The sequence below is a fragment of the Microlunatus spumicola genome (genome assembly GCF_039536445.1).
Taxonomy (GTDB): Bacteria; Actinomycetota; Actinomycetes; order Propionibacteriales; family Propionibacteriaceae; genus Microlunatus; species Microlunatus spumicola.
In genome coordinates, this window is record NZ_BAAAYR010000001.1 from 1,817,697 (window position 1) to 1,832,949 (window position 15,253).

Genomic DNA, 15,253 nt, shown 5'->3' on the forward strand with positions numbered 1-15,253 from the left:
CGAATCGATACCAACCCGCTACGACGCCGTCGTCAGTCACACAGAAACCCGCGTGCTGAGCCGTGGGCTCCGCCAGTCTAGGCGGGCCTCAGGCCAGGGGGAACAGCCCGCGGGAATTGGCCTCGGCGACGCTCGTCGACCGCCGGTCCCCGCCCAGCACCGCCCGTCGGACGGCTCCCGGCCCGAACCGCGCGACGGTCTCGTCGATGGCGTGCTCGGCCTCCCGCCAGCCGAACTCCGGGTCGGTCAGCTGCGGCTGGCGGTGGGCCCGCGACTCGTCCACGAGGCCCTCCACGCGTACGCCCACCCGGCGGATGCGGGCGCGGTCCAGGCCGAGCCGGTCGTACGTCCCCATCACCGCCGCGTGGATCTCCTCACCCACGTCGGTGGGCGAGTCGATGGTCACCGCCCGGTTGATCTCGCGGAAGTCCGCGAACCGCAGGCAGAGCACGATCGTCCGGCCCAGCACGCCCTGCTTGCGCATCCGGCGGGCGGTCTTGTCGGCCATCCGCAGGAGCTCGCGGGACACGACCTCACGCTGGTCGGTGTCGAGCGACAGGGTCTCCTGCGAGCCGACGCTGCGCTCCCGCGTCCACGGAACCACCGTCCGGGCGTCCCGGCCCCAGGCGAGCGAGCGGAGCCCGGCGCCGGCGTTGGGCCCGAACACCGGCCGCAGCGCCCGTACGTCGGCGTGCGCGAGGTCGCCGACGGTCTCGATGCCGAGCCGGTGGAGCTTGGCCGCGGTGGCCGCACCGACGCCCCACATCGACTCGACCGGCAGCGGGTGCAGGAAGTCGGTCACCCTGTCGGGCGGCACCTCGACGAGCCCGTCGGGCTTGGCCGCGCGCGACGCGACCTTGGCCACGAACTTGCTCGGCCCGATGCCCACGGAACAGGTGATGTGCTGCTCGTCGGCGACGGTCGCCCGCAGCCGCTCCCCCAGCGCGACCGCCGAGCCGTGCATGCGCAGCGCGCCGGTCACGTCCAGGAACGCCTCGTCCACCGACGCCGACTCCACCACGGCGCTGAACGAGCAGAACACCTCGACGATCGCCTTGGAGACGGCGACGTAGCTCTCGAAGTCCGGCGGCAGGAACGTCGCCCGCGGCGCCAGCCGGCGGGCCTCGGAGGACGACATCCCCGAACGCACCCCGAGGGCGCGGGCCTCGTACGTGCAGGAGAGCACCACGCCGCGCCCCTCGCCGCCGACGATGACGGGCGTGCCCTGCAGGTCAGGACGGTTGCGGAGCGCGACGGAGGCGTAGAAGGCGTCCATGTCGACGTGCAGGATCGTCCGGCTCACGCGCGGACCGCCCGTCGTGCAGAATCGAACACGCGTTCTACCCTAGCGCCCACCGCCGACAACCGGCGGCAGCCGGCGCCGGGGCGGCGTCAGAACGCGCTGAGCAGCTCCTCGGGCGGCAGCTGGGCGAAGACGTGCACGTGCGGCGCGAGCGCCCGGAACGCCGGGTCGCGGCTCACCGCGGTCTCCAGCGCGAGCAGGTCGGCCCAGGCCCCCGGACCCTCGACAGCGACCTCGGGCACGAGCTCGGCCACGGCCCCGATCCCGTCCGCCTCCAGCACCGCGAACCCGGCGGCCTCGACGAGCGCGGTCACCGCGGCGAAGTCGAGCCGCCGCGGGTCGTCCCAGGTCTGCCGGGCGGCGGCGAGGTTGCCGGCGACGGCCTGGTTGACCACGAGGGCGTGCTTCTGGGCGACGAGCAGGCTGAGCGCCCCGCCCGGCCGGAGCACCGCGGCCGCGTCGGAGAGGACGGCGGCCGGGTCGTCAACCACCTCGAGCACCCGGTGGCACAGCACGACGTCGACGCTCTCCGGGCCGAGCAGCGCCACGAGGTCGGACGCGTCGCCCTGCCGCGCGGCGACGGTGCCCTCGAGGTGGTCGTCGGCGAGGCGGCGCTCGAGGGAGGCGAGCGCGTCGGGGCTCGGGTCGACCACGGTCACGTGGTGCCCGCGCCGGGCGACGTCGAGGGCGAGCCCGCCGGTGCCGCCACCGAGGTCGACCACGTCCAGGGGCCGCTGCTCCCCGGGGACCAGCTCGTCGAGCTGGGCACCGAGCACCTCGGCCAGCCGTGTCGAGGCGACCGAACGCCGTCGTCTGGTCATCGCCACCGACCCTCCTGCCCGTCTGCCGCCGCGTCGCCGTGCCGGCTCCGTGCGGGCAGCGTATCGGGAGGCGTACGCGCGGACCCCGGACGAACGACGACCCCGGTGCGCACGGGGGTCGAGGTCCGTGCGCACCGGGGTCGAGACGTCGGCGCGTGCCGCGAACACGCCACCGGGGTTCGGCGGTGTCGGCGGGCCCCTTCCCCAAGCAGCCTCTCGAACACCTGTTCGAACCCTCCGAACACTACCGCCACCCTCCGACAGTTCCGTGGGGCACGCGCACCGGCGTGTCGTCCGCGGCCCCGGACGGGAGGCGGCGGCGCCTCAGCGCTCCCGGTAGCGCTGCGGCGGGCGGTGGGCCGTGAAGGTCGGCGCGGGCACGAGGTCGTCCGGCGTGCCGTGCTCGCCGACCTCCCCGATGTTGCGGACCCGGCTGACCGCGGGCGCGACGGCGTGGAGCCCGTGCGCGGGGAAGACGCGGGTGTTGAGGTTCCAGTCCCAGCCCGTCTCGAAGCCGGGCTCGACGTTGTAGGTCGAGTAGTCGCGGTCCCACGTGGGGCCGACGAGGTCGAGCCAGCGGTCGCGCCAGGTCCCCCACACCCACGGGCAGAACTCCGTGGTCCGGACCAGCTCGTCCGCTCCCGGGCCGGGCGGGCCGGGGCTGAAGGCGTGCGCGGTCGCGACCGCGGGGTCGGCGGCGTACGCGGCGGCCACGTGCGCGAACAGCTCGAGCACGTCGTCGGAGACCAGCAGGTCGTCCTCCGCCCGCACCACGAAGCCGTGCCCGGCCCGGAACAGGGCGTCGAGGTGCGCGTACGGGTTCTCGAGGACGCCGAGCCGGCTCGGGTTGAGGACGACCTCGGTGTCCTCGTGCCCGGTCCTGCCCACGAAGGACCGCACCAGGTCGACGACCGCGTCGCGGGCCGGGCTGGGCTCGACCGCGACCCGGAGGTGCCAGCCGTCCAGGCCGCGGACCTCGGCCCACGCGTCCAGGACCGGCGCCAGGTAGTGGGGCCGGTCGTACGCGGTCAGCAGCACCGCGGGGCGGTCCGCCTCCCGCGCGCCCGGCGTCACTGCTCGGCGGCCGGCTGCCCGGCGTTCGGCTGCGCGGCGGCCGCGTGCCGGTCGGTGTGGCCGAGGCTGCGTCCTGGGGCGACGCGGTCGCGCACCAGGCGCTTGAGCGGCGCCAGGTCGGGGAACCCGCCGTCGGCCTTCCGGTCCCAGACCACCTCGTCGTCGATCCGGACGACGAAGACGCCGCCGACCCCGGGCACGAGCGCGACCTCGCCGAGCTCGGTGGTGAAGGAGGTCAGCAGCTCCCCGGCCAGCCAGCTAGCGCGCAGCAGCCAGCGGCACTGGGTGCAGTAGGTGATGCTCACCCGGGGACGGGGGCCCTCCGGGAGGGTCGGGGCCGTGGGCTCGCTCATGGGCCTCACCTTCTCACCGGCCTCCGCGCCGGGCCCGCGCCGCTCGCCTACCCTCGCCAGGTGCCGACCACCTCCGGACCGCTCGTGGCCGTGGTCGGCGGCGGCCTGGCGGGTCTCGCCGCCGCCGCCCGGCTGGCCAAGATGGGCCACCGCGTGCGGCTGCACGAGGCCTCCGGAACCCTCGGCGGGACGTGGGCGCCGTACGCCCTGCCGGGCACCGGGGTCCTGGTGGACGACGCCCCCGGCGTCCTGGGCTTCCCGGCACCGTGGCGCGACCTGCTCCGCAAGAGCGGGCGCCCGCTGGAGGCCGAGCTCGCCCGGCTCGGCCTCGGGCTGGTGCCCGCCCCGGGCGTCGAGCACCGGTTCGCGGACGGGACCTCCCTGGTCCTGCCCAGCGACCGCGGCGAGCAGCACGCGGCCCTCGACCACGCGTACGGGCCGGCGGCCGCCGCACGCTGGCAGCACCTCCTCGACTCCCTCGGCGAGGTCTGGCAGACGCTGCGCCCGCTCGGCCTGGAGGAGGCGTACGACTCGGCCGCGCTGACCCGCGACGTCGTGCGCCGGCTCCGCGGGCGGCGGACGCTGGCGGACCTCGCCGACGGCCTCGACGAGCCGCACCTGCGGGCCCTCGTCCGCAGCGTGGCCCATCGGCAGGGCACGACGCCGGAGCGGGCGCCGGCCCTCGCCGCGGTCGACCTCCTGGTGGGCCGCACGTTCGGCCGCTGGCAGGTGGCTCCGGCGACCCCGTCGGGCACCCCGGTGCACGATCCCGCCGCGCCCGGCGACGTCGGCCGGTCGTCGGTGCTCGTCGACGTCCTGGTCGCGCGGCTGGCGCTGCGGAAGGTGGAGGTCCGGACCGGTTCCGCGGTCGAGGCCGTCGAGGTGGCGGCCGGTGCCGTGACCGGGGTGCGGACCGCGACGGGCGTCGAGCCGGCCGACGCGGTCGTGCTGGCCGTCGACCCGTGGACGGCGGCCGGCCTGCTGCCGGGCGGTTCCGCGCGCACGCTCCGGCGGACGCTGCGCGGGGCCACCGCGGCCCGGCTGCCGACCGCCGCGCACACGGTCCTGCCCGACGACGCCCGGGTGCCCCTGGACGTCCACGAGCGCGTCCACCTCGACGCCGACGGCGTGCCGGTCGTGGAGACGACGCGCCGGCTCTCGGGCCGGGTCGTGCGCACCGTGCAGGACCACCACGCCACCACCGAGCACCCCGGGTCGGGCCTGGTCACGAAAGGCCTCCGGGGCTGGCGGCGCCGGCCCGGCACCGCGACGGCCCTGCCCGGGGTCGCCCTCGCCGGGGCGGCCTCGCCCGCGGGCCCCAGCCCCTCGGTGGTCGTCCAGACCGGCGCCCTGGCCGCGTACGCGGTGGCCGGCCGGCGCGACTGAGCCCGGGCACCGGGAGCCGCCCGACGGAGACGCCCGGCGGAGACCCACGGCACCCGCCGGACCCGCCTCCGTCCGACGAGGCCCCGGCCCTGCGGCGCGACCGTATAGTGGGCCGTCCGTTTTCTCCATGGATGGATGGGTCTTTGGCCATCGAGTCGCACACCGACCCGCTCACGACCGAGATAGCGGTCGAGCAGGCCCACGTGGACCTCGTCTACGCCCGTCTGGGCGAGGCGTCCCGGTCCGCCGAGCAGGTCGCCAGCGCCGGGCGTTCGCTGTTCCGCTCCGACCGGGGCTCCTACGTCCGCGAGGAGGACGGGACCGGCCTCTACGAGCGCGACGTCTTCGCCTTCCAGGCCGCCAAGCGCCTCGCCGTGCTGGACGCCGAGCACGAGGGCCTGGTCTTCGGACGCCTGGACCGCACGGACGGCGAGGTCCGCTACGTCGGCCGCATCGGCGTGCGCGACGACGACTACGAGCCGCTGGTGATCGACTGGCGAGCGCCGGCCGCCGAACCCTTCTACCGGGCCACGCCCACCCAGCCGATGGACGTCGTCCGCCGGAGGGTGCTGCGCTGCCAGGGCGACCGGGTGGTCGGCATCGAGGACGACCTGCTGGACTCCGAGCACGCCGACGGCGAGCTCGTGGTGATCGGCGAGGGCGCGCTGATGGCGGCCCTGTCCAGGGCCCGCGGCCACCAGATGCGCGACATCGTCGCCACCATCCAGGGCGAGCAGGACGAGGCGATCCGCGCGCCGTACCAGGGCTTCACGCTGATCTCCGGCGGTCCGGGCACGGGCAAGACCGTGGTCGGGCTGCACCGCGCCGCCTACCTGCTCTACTCCAACCGGCGCCGCTTCGAGTCCGGCGGCGTCCTCGTCGTGGGCCCGAGCACCGTCTTCCTGCACTACATCGAGCGCGTGCTCCCGAGCCTCGGCGAGGAGTCGGTGACGCTGCGCTCGATGGGTTCGGTGCCCTCCGACGTGCTGCCCGTGACCGGCGAGCGTCCGGACGACCCGCCGACGGCCGCGGTCAAGGGCAGCCTGCGGATGCTGCCGGTGCTCAAGCGCCTGGTCACCGAACCGCTGGTGGGCCACCCCCTCGAGCTGCGGGTCGTCGTGCAGGGCCAGGTCCTCGTGCTGCCGTCCGCGACGCTCACCTCGATCCGGCGCGACGTGCTCGCGCACCACAAGCTCAACGCCGGCCGCGAGGCCGCCGAGAAGGCCCTGCTGAACGCGCTGTGGCGCTCCCGGCCCTCGGAGGTCGACATGGAGCGCGACGAGTTCGACGAGCTGGTGACCGGGCTGGCGTCGTTCGCGATGTTCGGCCACGCGTGGTGGCCGACGCTGAGCGCCACGGCCGCGCTGCGCCGGCTGGCCGACCCCGCCCTGGCGCGACGGCTGAGCGCCGGCGTGCTGAGCGCGTCCGACGCCGGGCTGCTCAGCGCGGGCCTGACCGACCTGGAGGAGCGCGGCCCGACCGTCGCCGACGTCGCCCTGCTGGACGAGCTCGTGCACGTCCTCGGCCCGGTGCCGCCGGAGCCGGCGGAGACCGAGACGTCGCTGTTCCTCGACGCCGACTCCGAGTACTCCGAGATCCTCACCACCGCCGACCGGCTCGCCACTCCGAAGGAGGTCGACCCCTTCGACCTGCCGCACCGGACGTACGCGCACGTGCTGATCGACGAGGCGCAGGACGTCACGCCGATGCAGTGGCGGATGCTGCGCCGGCGCGGCGCCAGCGCCAGCTGGACGATCGTCGGCGACCCGGCCCAGAGCTCCTGGCCCGACGCCGCCGAGACCGACCGGGCGCTGCGGGAGATCATCGCGAACGCGCCGGTTCGCCGCTTCCGGATGAGCACGAACTACCGGAGCCCGGCGGAGGTCTTCGACCTCGCCAGCCAGGTCGTCGTGAAGGCCTACCCGGACGCCGACCTGCCGACTGCGGTCCGCTCCACCGGGGTCGAGCCGCTGCTCGTCGTCGGGCAGGACCTGGCCGTCGACGTCGTCGAGCAGGTCCGGGCGCTGCTGGGCGAGGTCGCCGGGACCGTGGGCGTCATCTGCCCGCCGTCCCGCCGGGACGCCGTCGAGGCCCACCTGTCCGCGGCGGGGCTCGAGGGGTCGGAGCGCATCGCGGTCGTCACCTCGACCGAGTCGAAGGGCCTGGAGTACGACGGGGTCCTGGTGGTCACGCCCGACGACGTGGTCGCCGAGGCGCCGGGTGGCGTGCGGTCGCTCTACGTCGCCCTCACGAGGCCGACCCAGCGCCTGGTCACGCTCGACCTGGGCTCACCGGGACGCTGGCGCCCCGAGCCGCAGGCCTGACGCGGGCCCCGACCCGGGCTAGGCGCTCGCGACGACGGGCTGGCGGAAGCGGTCCCGGGGCTGGCTGACCGGCTCCGGGGGCGGCGTCGTGTGGCGCGTGGCGAGCATCTGGGCCGCCTCCGTCAGGGTCCCGTCCAGCGGCACGCCCGGCGTGTTCTGCCGGAAGAACTGCGAGGCGAACGACGAGCCGGCGAAGTAGACGGGCAGTCCCGCCTCGGCGACGGCCTTCACGGAGCGGACGGCCTGGCTGGCCACGGTCGGGGTGTGCGACGACAGCACGACGGCCGTCGGGTTGATCGAGCGGGCGGCCAGCAGCAGCGACGCCACCGGCGTCTGCGCGCCGAGGTTGCAGACCTCGACCCCGCGGCTGCCGAGCAGCAGGTCGAGGCAGTCCAGCGCGAGGGTGTGCATGTCCTGCGGGCCCGCGGCCAGCAGGATCGTGCCCTTGCGGGACGGGCCGGGCAGCACGGCCGACTTGGCCGCCACCCAGCGCGCGACGGCCGTGGACAGCATGTGCTCGTGGGCGACGTCGATGGTGCCGCTCGACCAGAAGGTGCCGACCACGCGGAGCGAGGGGAAGATGACCTCGTCGATCGTCGCGTCGACGCCGTGCACGCCGTCCGCGTCGTCCAGGACGGCGCCCACGCGCGACTGGTTGAACGCGCGTACGGCGGTCAGGATCGTACCGACGTAGGTGGCGGGTGCGGGGTCGACGTGCACGGTCTCCATGCTCCTGGAAGAGGCGGCTGAAGTGGGTCGACCCCCGTCGACCAATCTGGTTACGACGTCATCCTGAGGGACGACAACGCTTGCCCGCAAGCAAACCGGGAAAATTTTCTTACGTGCGGTTAAGGCTCGGTTGAAGGCGAGCGTAAATCTCGCGGGTGGCCGGCGAGCGGTTCATGGTGATGAAGTGCAGCCCCGGCGCACCCCCGGCCAGCAGCTCCTCCGACAGCGTCGTGGCGAGGTCGACACCGGCCGCCCGAACGAGGGCCGGGTCGTGCCCGACCTCGCGCAGCCGGTCGGTCACGAAGGGTGGCAGCGGGGCGCCGGACAGGTCCGCGAACCGCTCGATCTGGCTGATCCGGGTCACCGGCATGATCCCGGGGATGATCGGCAGGTCGCTGCCCAGCGCGCGCACCCGGGCGACGAGGTCGAAGTAGCGCTCGGCGGTGAAGAAGAGCTGGGTGATGGCGAAGCTCGCGCCGGCCCGCTGCTTGGCCACGAGGATCCGGGCGTCGAGGTCGGCGTCGCGCGTCTGCGGGTGCAGGTCGGGGAAGGCCCCGACGCCGATGCAGAAGTCGCCCAGCCCAGCGACCAGCGCGACGAGCTCGGTGGCGTTCTGCAGCCCCTCCGGGTGCGGCTCCCACGGGACGGTCGGCCCGCCGGGCATGTCGCCGCGGATCGCCATGACGTGGTTGATGCCGACCGAGGCGTACGCGCCCACCACGTGCCGCAGCTGCTCGCGGCTCTGGCTCGCGGCGGTGAGGTGCGCCATCGGCCGGAGGGTCGTCTGCTCGGCGATCTGCTGCGTGGCGCTGACCGTGCGGTCGCGCGTCGAGCCGGACGCGCCGTAGGTGACGGAGACGAAGTCGGGGCCGAGCGACTCGAGCTCGCGGATCGTCGTCCAGAGCTGCCGGTGCTGCTCGGCGTCCTTGGCCGGGAAGAGCTCGAAGGACACCAGCGGCCGGTCGCCCGCCTGGAGGAGCTGGGCCACCGTCGGGGCACGGCCGGGGCGCACGGGCCGCGGGCGCGCGACGACGGTTCCTGTCCCGGACATGGCGACCACGATAGGTGCCCGGAGAAGCGCGTTCCGTACGCTCTCGGGTGTGGACAGACCGGGGGCGGACGTCGGGGGCACGGGTACGGCGACCCTGGTGCCGGGCCAGCTGCTCGATCCCGGCGACCCGCTCGGGGTCGGGTTCCGGCGGGCGGTGTCCGAGCGCGTGGCCGCCTTCGTCGAGCGCCAGCGGCCCGCCCTGGAAGCGATGGGCCCCGAGCTCGAGCCGGTCCGGGCCATGGCCGCCGAGCTCCTGGCGGGCGGCAAGCGGCTGCGGCCCGCCTTCGCCGTCTGGGGCTTCGTCGCCGCGGCGGGCCGGCCGTCGGACGCCGTCGTCCAGCCGCTGCTGGACGCGGCCGCGAGCTTCGACCTGCTGCACGCGAGCGCCCTCGTCCACGACGACGTCATGGACTCCTCGGACCTGCGCCGCGGTCAGCCGGCCGCCCACCGGCGGTTCGAGGCGCTGCACGGGCGGGCGGGCTGGCTGGGCGACGGGCCCGGCTTCGGCCGTGCCGGGGCGATCCTGCTCGGCGACCTGCTGATCATGTGGTCGGCCCAGCTGCTGGCGCGGTCCGGGCTGCCCGACGAGGCGCTCGCGCGGGCCCTGCCGCTGGTCGACGTGATGCGCACCGAGGTCACCTGCGGGCAGTACCTCGACATGGTCGTGCAGGCCCAGCCCCTCGCCCGCTGGCTGCCGGAGGTCGACGGGCGGCCCGCGCTCGCCGGCGCCCTCGCCGACGCCGACCGGGTGACCGAGCACAAGACCGCCCGCTACACCGTCGTCCGGCCGCTGCAGGCCGGCGCGGCCGTGGGCGGGGCCGACCCCGCCCTCCTGGCCGACCTGCGGGCGTACGGGTCGCCGCTGGGCCGGGCCTTCCAGTTCCGCGACGACCTGCTCGGCGTGTTCGGCGACCCGGAGGTCACCGGCAAGCCCGCCGGGGACGACCTGCGCGAGGGCAAGCGGACCGTGCTCGTCGCCCAGGCCTACGCCCGCACCGACGCCGCGGGGCGCCGGCTGCTCGTGGAGCTGCTCGGCGACCCCGGCCTCGGGGCCGACGGCGTCGCGCGGCTGCAGGACGTCATCAGCGCTTCCGGGGCCACCGCCGAGGTCGAGGCGACCATCGCCCGGGCCCACGACGAGGCCCTGGCCGCCCTCGACCTCGCCGACGTCACCGACGAGGGCCGGACGGCCCTCCGGGCGCTCGCCGACGCGGCGGTGCGCCGGACCTCCTGAGGTCGGTGCCCGCCTGGGAGGACGCGTCCTTCAGTCGGTGAGCAGGACCACCCGCGCCGGGGCGGCCGGGCGCGTGGGTCCCGCCGACGCCCAGTCCCGCAGCAGGTGCAGCAGCATCCGCCACCGCTCGGGCCGGGCGCGGGCGTACGTGCTCCACTCCCCCAGCACGAGCGCCGTCGGGACCGTGCGGTCACGCAGGACCTCGTCGAGCGCGTCCAGGTTCCGCCCGAACCACCCCGGCAGGTCGAGGGCGGCGGCCAGCCCGTCGAACAGGGCGTCGTCGTCCGTGGCGCCCGGCACGACCGCCACGCCCCAGCCGCGACGCCCGAGCTCGGCGGCCACGGGTCCGGCCGGGCCCAGGACCCGGTGGACGCCGTCCCGCGGCCACAGGTCGGGGCCGGTCACCGCACGACCTGCACGAACGTGGCGTAGTGGTCGCCCGTGTAGTACACGAGCCGGTCGTCGTCGCCGGTGACGATCCGCCGCGGGCCGCGGTCGCGCTCGCCCGGCGTGCGCACGGTGTACTCGCGGTACCAGCCCCGCGGGTGGGCCGGCAGCACGCGCTCGTAGTTGCCGAAGGTCGCGCCGTCCTGCGCGTACGGGAAGGGGCCGCCCGCGTCGATCAGCGACAGGGTCGCCTGCGCCTCGCGCGGGAGGTCGGCAGGGCTGACGCTGCGGAGCCCGCCCCCCGGCGCGGTGGTGGCGCTGCGCCGGGTGGGCGCCGGTGACGCCCGCCGGGCGGGGGCGGTCGGCCTGGCCGTGGTGCGGGGCTGCGCGCTGGCAGTGGACGTCGCGGGGGCGGCCGCCCCCGAACCACCGTCCCCGACCAGGCCGACGAGCACCGCGACCAGGGCGAGCACGAGCACGGTGACGACCACCGTCGCCGTGCGCGCCCCGCGGGCGGGACCGCTCACGTGTCGAGGGCCGCGGAGCGGAGCCCGTACGCGGCGAGCTCCGGGTCGTCCGCCCACGCCTGGCGCAGGCGGTCCTTGAGCACCCGGGCGGCGGCCTCGGGGTCGGGCGCCTGCGTGATGGCCCGGACGACGACGACGCGGCGGGCGCCGGCCTCGATGACCTGGTCGAGGTTGCCCGCGTCCAGCCCGCCGATGGCGAACCAGGGCTTGGACGCCGGGTCGGCGACCGGGGCGGTCCGCGCGGCGTGCCGGACGAGGTCGAGCCCGACCGGGACGTAGTCGGGCTTGGTCGGGGTGGCGTGCACCGGGCCGACGGCGAAGTAGTTCACGTCGGGGTCGGCGAGCGCCTCGTCGGCCTGGTCGGGCGTGTGCGTCGAGCGGCCGATCAGCGCCCACTCGTGCAGCGAGCGGCGGGCCCTGCGCGCGGAACCGTCCGTCTGCCCGAGGTGCAGCATGTCGGCGGCGAAGGCCTTCGCGACCCGCGGCGAGTCGTTCACGCAGACGATCCCGCGGGCCCCGGCGACGCTGCGCGCGACCTCGAGCGCGGCCAGCTCGGCCTCCGGCGCCATGTTCTTCTGGCGGATCTGCACGACGTCCACCCCGCCGGCGAAGGCGGCGCCGAGGAAGTCCGCCAGGTCGCCCTGGCGCTCCCGCGCGTCGGTGCAGAGGTACAGGCGCGACGCCCGCAGCCGGGAGGCCAGGCTCATCATCACGGTCACGCGGACAGTCTCTCAACGACCAGCGGGGCCACCTGCGTGCCGAAGAGCTCGATCGACCGCATCGTCGCGGCGTGCCCGACGTGGGCGGCGTGCATCTCGAAGCGCTGCAGCCCGAGCGCGCGGGTGAGCGCGACGATCTTGTCCGCCACCCGTTCGGGGTGGCCGAAGAACAGGGCCCCCTCGGGGGCGAGGACCGCCTCGACCGCGGCCTCCGACATCGCCGGCCAGCCGCGCTCCCGGCCGATCCCGTCGAACGTCGCCCGGTAGGCGGGCAGGAACTCCTCCCGCCCGGCCTTCTCGTCGAGGCAGACGTAGCCGTGGCTGTGGACCGCGAGCGGCGTGGCCGGGTCGGCCTCGCCGTACTCGAGCGCCCGGCGGTAGAGGTCGGCGTGCGGCGCGAACGAGGCCCACTGCCCGCCGATGATCGCCAGCGCCATCGGCAGCCCGAGCGTGCCGGCCCGCACGACGGACTCCGGGGTGCCGCCCACGGCCAGCCAGACCGGCAGCCGCCGCTCCGGCCGGGGGTGCACCTCGAGCCCGTCGAGCGGCGGACGGAACCGGCCCGACCAGGTCGTCGGACCGCCCTCGCGCAGGGCGAGCAGCAGCTCGAGCTTCTCCGCGAACAGGGCGTCGTAGTCGCCGAGGGAGTGGCCGAACAGCGGGAACGACTCCGTGAACGACCCCCGGCCGGCCATCAGCTCGGCCCGCCCGGACGACAGCAGGTCGAGGGTGACGAAGTCCTGGAACACGCGTACGGGGTCCGCCGAGCTCAGCACCGTGACCGCGCTGCTCAGCCGGATGCGGTTCGTGCGGCCGGCGACGGTGGCCAGCACGACGGCCGGGGCGGACGCGGCCATGTCCGGGCGGTGGTGCTCGCCGACGCCGTAGACCGCGAGGCCCACCTGCTCGGCGAGGACGGCCTCCTCCACCACCTGCCGCAGCCGCTCCCCCGGCGAGACCCCGGCCTCGGTGACCTCGGCGAACGTCGTGATCCCCAGCTCCATGGCGTGATCCTCCCGCACCGCGAACGGCCCTGTCGCCACCGCGGGACCGCCCGCACCCCGGCCTAAACTGCCCGGGTGGACGGGACCGGCACGTGAGCGCCCCTGACGTCGTCGTGGTCGGCGGTGGCCTGATCGGCACCGCGACCGCCTGGCGGCTCGCCGAGGCCGGGGCGGACGTGACGCTGGTCGTCGGGGAACGTTCCGCGGCCGCCTCCCGGGTCGCCGCCGGGATGCTGGCGCCGGTCACCGAGACGACCTTCACCGAACGCACGCTGCTCGCGCTCAACCAGGCGTCGAGCGAGCGGTGGCCGTCCTTCTCCGCCGAGGTCGTGGAGGCGTCCGGCCGGCCCTCGGGGCTGCGCGAGGGACCGACGCTCTCGGTCGCCTCCGACGCCGACGACGGGGCCCGGCTGCGGACGTTCGCGGACTACCTCGACCGCCTGGGGCTGCGCCACGACCGCCTGACGAGCCGGGAGTGCCGCGCGCTCGAGCCGCTGCTCGCGCCGACCGTGCGCAGCGGGCTGCTCGTGCCGACGGACTGGAGCTGCGACAACCGGGTGCTGCTCGAGGCCCTCGCCGTCGCGGCGGAGCGGGCCGGCGTGCGCGAGGTCACCGGGTTCGTGCACCGGGTCGAGAGCACCGACGGGCGCGTCACCGGCGCGACCCTCGCCGACGGCACCACGCTCGCGACCGGCCGGGTGGTCCTGGCCAACGGTGCCTGGGCCGCGCAGGTCGACGGCGTGCCCACGGTCCCGGTGCGCCCGGTCAAGGGCCAGGTCCTCCGGCTCGACCCGGGGCGGTTCCCGGGGCCGGGGATGACCGTCCGCGCGTTCAGCCGCGGCAACGAGGTCTACCTCGTCCCCCGTGAGCACGGCCACGAGGTCGTGGTCGGGGCGACCGTGGAGGAGCAGGGCTTCGACCACCGCGTCACCGCGGGCGGGGTCTACGAGCTCCTCCGCGACGCGCGCGAGGTCATCCCGATGACCGCCGAGTACGCCCTCGCCGAGACCAACGTCGGCTGGCGGCCCGGCACCCCGGACAACGCGCCGATCCTCGGCGGCTGCGAGCTGGCGGGGCTGACCCTGGCGACCGGGCACCACCGCAACGGGGTGCTGCTCACCCCGGTGTCCGCCGACGTGACCGCCGGGTTCGTGCTGACCGGCGAGCTCGCCGAGGTGGTCACGCCCTTCACCCTGGCCCGCTTCGCCGGGCCGCCGCCCGCGCCGCGGCTCCGGGCCGTCCCGGGTGCGCGCGGACCGGAGGTCGTCCGGTGATCGTCTTCGTCAACGGCGAGCGCCGCGAGGTGGAGCCCGCGGTGACGCTCGACCAGGTGCTCGGCCTCGGCGGCCAGGCTCCGCGCGGCTTCGCGGTCGCGCTGGACGGCGTCGTCGTCCCCCGCACCCGGCACCGGACGACCGTCCTCGACGAGGGCGCGCGCGTCGAGGTCGTCACGGCGGTGCAGGGTGGCTGACGTGCACCCGAGCCCCGCCCAGAGCCCCGACCCCGCCGCCGACCCGCTCGTCATCGCCGGCCGGTCCTTCTCGTCCCGCCTGATCATGGGCACCGGCGGCGCGCCGAGCCTGGAGGTGATGGAGGCCGCCCTGCTGGCCTCCGGGACCGAGCTGACCACCGTCGCGATGCGCCGGGTCGACCCGTCGGCCCCGGGCTCCGTGCTCGACGTCCTGGACCGGCACCGGATCATGGTGCTGCCGAACACCGCCGGCTGCTACACCAGCGCCGACGCCGTGCTGACCGCCCAGCTGGCCCGCGAGGCGCTGGAGACCGACTGGGTCAAGCTCGAGGTGATCGCCGACGAGGTGACGCTGCTGCCCGACCCGATCGAGCTGCTCGACGCCGCGGAGCGCCTGGTCGCCGACGGGTTCGTGGTGCTGCCGTACACCAACGACGACCCGGTGCTGGCCCGCCGGCTGGCCGACGCGGGCTGCGCGGCCGTCATGCCGCTCGGAGCACCGATCGGCTCCGGCCTCGGCATCCGCAACGAGCACAACATCGAGCTGATCGTGGCCGACGCGACCGTGCCCGTGGTCCTCGACGCGGGCCTCGGCACCGCCTCCGAGGCGGCGCGGGCGCTGGAGCTCGGGTGCGACGCCGTGCTGCTCGCGTCGGCCGTCACGCGCGCCGAGGACCCGGTCGCGATGGCCCACGCGATGCGCCTCGCCGTGCAGGCGGGGCGGCTCGCCGCGGGGGCGGGCCGGATCCCGGTCCGGCGCTACGCCCGGGCCTCGACCACGCACGAGGGCCGGGTCGAGCGGCCGCAGCGGCTCGAGGACGACCGGCGCGTCAGCAGCGGCGTCCTGCCCCTGCACTCCTAGACTCGCGG

The 15,253-nt window shown here is 75.8% G+C and carries 16 protein-coding genes; 6 read left to right on the forward strand and 10 right to left on the reverse strand.

Going from position 1 to position 15,253, the window contains the following annotated elements:
- Window positions 1-88: 88 nt before the first annotated feature.
- The 4 genes from dinB to ABD665_RS08325 all read right to left on the reverse strand — a co-directional run bounded on the left by dinB (window position 89) and on the right by ABD665_RS08325 (window position 3,551).
- Window positions 89-1,303 carry a DNA polymerase IV gene (gene dinB, locus ABD665_RS08310; protein ID WP_344741784.1) on the reverse strand — a complete coding sequence of 405 codons (1,215 nt, stop codon included), beginning with the start codon at window positions 1,301-1,303 and terminating at the stop codon, window positions 89-91.
- Window positions 1,304-1,392: 89 nt separating this feature from the next.
- Window positions 1,393-2,124 (reverse strand): methyltransferase domain-containing protein, encoded by a 732-nt coding sequence (locus ABD665_RS08315; protein ID WP_204911401.1) that lies wholly within the window; start codon window positions 2,122-2,124, stop codon window positions 1,393-1,395.
- A gap of 324 nt (window positions 2,125-2,448) precedes the next feature.
- Window positions 2,449-3,162 (reverse strand): hypothetical protein, encoded by a 714-nt coding sequence (locus ABD665_RS08320; protein ID WP_204911400.1) that lies wholly within the window; start codon window positions 3,160-3,162, stop codon window positions 2,449-2,451.
- Between the two features lie 32 nt (window positions 3,163-3,194).
- A complete protein-coding gene (locus tag ABD665_RS08325) occupies window positions 3,195-3,551 on the reverse strand; it encodes a SelT/SelW/SelH family protein (protein WP_204911399.1) in 357 nt (118 codons plus the stop codon).
- 60 nt (window positions 3,552-3,611) lie between these two features.
- Between ABD665_RS08325 and ABD665_RS08330 the strand changes: the two genes are divergently transcribed.
- Together ABD665_RS08330 and ABD665_RS08335 are read left to right on the forward strand one after the other, a co-directional pair.
- A complete protein-coding gene (locus tag ABD665_RS08330) occupies window positions 3,612-4,937 on the forward strand; it encodes an FAD-dependent oxidoreductase (protein WP_204911398.1) in 1,326 nt (441 codons plus the stop codon).
- 131 nt (window positions 4,938-5,068) lie between these two features.
- A complete protein-coding gene (locus ABD665_RS08335) occupies window positions 5,069-7,261 on the forward strand; it encodes a UvrD-helicase domain-containing protein (RefSeq protein ID WP_204911397.1) in 2,193 nt (730 codons plus the stop codon).
- 18 nt (window positions 7,262-7,279) lie between these two features.
- Here ABD665_RS08335 and ABD665_RS08340 read toward each other — a convergent pair whose 3' ends face one another.
- Window positions 7,280-7,990 (reverse strand): cobalamin-dependent protein, encoded by a 711-nt coding sequence (locus ABD665_RS08340; protein WP_204911396.1) that lies wholly within the window; start codon window positions 7,988-7,990, stop codon window positions 7,280-7,282.
- Between the two features lie 109 nt (window positions 7,991-8,099).
- Window positions 8,100-9,041: a methylenetetrahydrofolate reductase gene (locus tag ABD665_RS08345; RefSeq protein ID WP_204911395.1), complete on the reverse strand. Its 942-nt coding sequence runs from the start codon at window positions 9,039-9,041 to the stop codon at window positions 8,100-8,102.
- A gap of 109 nt (window positions 9,042-9,150) precedes the next feature.
- On the opposite strand from ABD665_RS08345, the gene ABD665_RS08350 reads away from it, so the two are divergent.
- Complete coding sequence (locus ABD665_RS08350) at window positions 9,151-10,275, forward strand: polyprenyl synthetase family protein (protein WP_344741961.1); 1,125 nt, start codon at window positions 9,151-9,153, stop codon at window positions 10,273-10,275.
- A 30-nt stretch (window positions 10,276-10,305) separates the two neighbouring features.
- On the opposite strand, the gene ABD665_RS08355 is transcribed toward ABD665_RS08350, so the two are convergent.
- Genes ABD665_RS08355 through ABD665_RS08370 form a run of 4 tightly spaced genes read right to left on the reverse strand, consistent with a single transcriptional unit; the run spans window position 10,306 to window position 12,912 of the window.
- Entirely contained in the window at window positions 10,306-10,680 is a 375-nt protein-coding gene (locus ABD665_RS08355; protein ID WP_204911393.1) for a barstar family protein, read from the reverse strand.
- On the reverse strand, window positions 10,677-11,189 hold the full coding sequence (locus tag ABD665_RS08360) for a guanyl-specific ribonuclease (RefSeq protein WP_344741788.1): 513 nt from the start codon (window positions 11,187-11,189) through the stop codon (window positions 10,677-10,679). Before ABD665_RS08360 ends, ABD665_RS08355 begins: the two co-directional genes overlap by 4 nt.
- Window positions 11,186-11,899: a thiamine phosphate synthase gene (thiE, locus tag ABD665_RS08365; RefSeq protein ID WP_204913953.1), complete on the reverse strand. Its 714-nt coding sequence runs from the start codon at window positions 11,897-11,899 to the stop codon at window positions 11,186-11,188. The genes ABD665_RS08360 and thiE overlap by 4 nt, the downstream gene beginning before the upstream one ends.
- A 5-nt stretch (window positions 11,900-11,904) precedes the next feature.
- Window positions 11,905-12,912, reverse strand: a complete 1,008-nt coding sequence (locus tag ABD665_RS08370; protein WP_204911392.1) for an LLM class flavin-dependent oxidoreductase — start codon at window positions 12,910-12,912, stop codon at window positions 11,905-11,907.
- Window positions 12,913-13,004: 92 nt separating this feature from the next.
- On the opposite strand from ABD665_RS08370, the gene thiO reads away from it, so the two are divergent.
- The 3 genes from thiO to ABD665_RS08385 are packed head-to-tail and all read left to right on the forward strand — an operon-like array spanning window position 13,005 to window position 15,245.
- The gene (thiO, locus tag ABD665_RS08375; protein WP_204911391.1) at window positions 13,005-14,186 is read left to right on the forward strand and encodes a glycine oxidase ThiO; all 1,182 of its coding nucleotides are present in this window, start codon (window positions 13,005-13,007) and stop codon (window positions 14,184-14,186) included.
- A complete protein-coding gene (gene thiS, locus ABD665_RS08380) occupies window positions 14,183-14,383 on the forward strand; it encodes a sulfur carrier protein ThiS (protein WP_204911390.1) in 201 nt (66 codons plus the stop codon). The genes thiO and thiS overlap by 4 nt, the downstream gene beginning before the upstream one ends.
- The gene (locus tag ABD665_RS08385) at window positions 14,376-15,245 is read left to right on the forward strand and encodes a thiazole synthase (RefSeq protein WP_204911389.1); all 870 of its coding nucleotides are present in this window, start codon (window positions 14,376-14,378) and stop codon (window positions 15,243-15,245) included. Before thiS ends, ABD665_RS08385 begins: the two co-directional genes overlap by 8 nt.
- Window positions 15,246-15,253 lie beyond the last annotated feature (8 nt).

Bases quoted from the DNA above. Each gene is read 5' to 3' on its own strand.
- ABD665_RS08315 (WP_204911401.1), bottom strand. From the start codon at position 2,124: ATGACCAGACGACGGCGTTCGGTCGCCTCGACACGGCTGGCCGAGGTG.
- ABD665_RS08325 (WP_204911399.1), bottom strand. From the start codon at position 3,551: ATGAGCGAGCCCACGGCCCCGACCCTCCCGGAGGGCCCCCGTCCCCGG.
- ABD665_RS08335 (WP_204911397.1), top strand. From the start codon at position 5,069: ATGGATGGGTCTTTGGCCATCGAGTCGCACACCGACCCGCTCACGACC.
- ABD665_RS08340 (WP_204911396.1), bottom strand. From the start codon at position 7,990: ATGGAGACCGTGCACGTCGACCCCGCACCCGCCACCTACGTCGGTACG.
- ABD665_RS08345 (WP_204911395.1), bottom strand. From the start codon at position 9,041: ATGTCCGGGACAGGAACCGTCGTCGCGCGCCCGCGGCCCGTGCGCCCC.
- thiE (WP_204913953.1), bottom strand. From the start codon at position 11,899: ATGATGAGCCTGGCCTCCCGGCTGCGGGCGTCGCGCCTGTACCTCTGC.
- ABD665_RS08370 (WP_204911392.1), bottom strand. From the start codon at position 12,912: ATGGAGCTGGGGATCACGACGTTCGCCGAGGTCACCGAGGCCGGGGTC.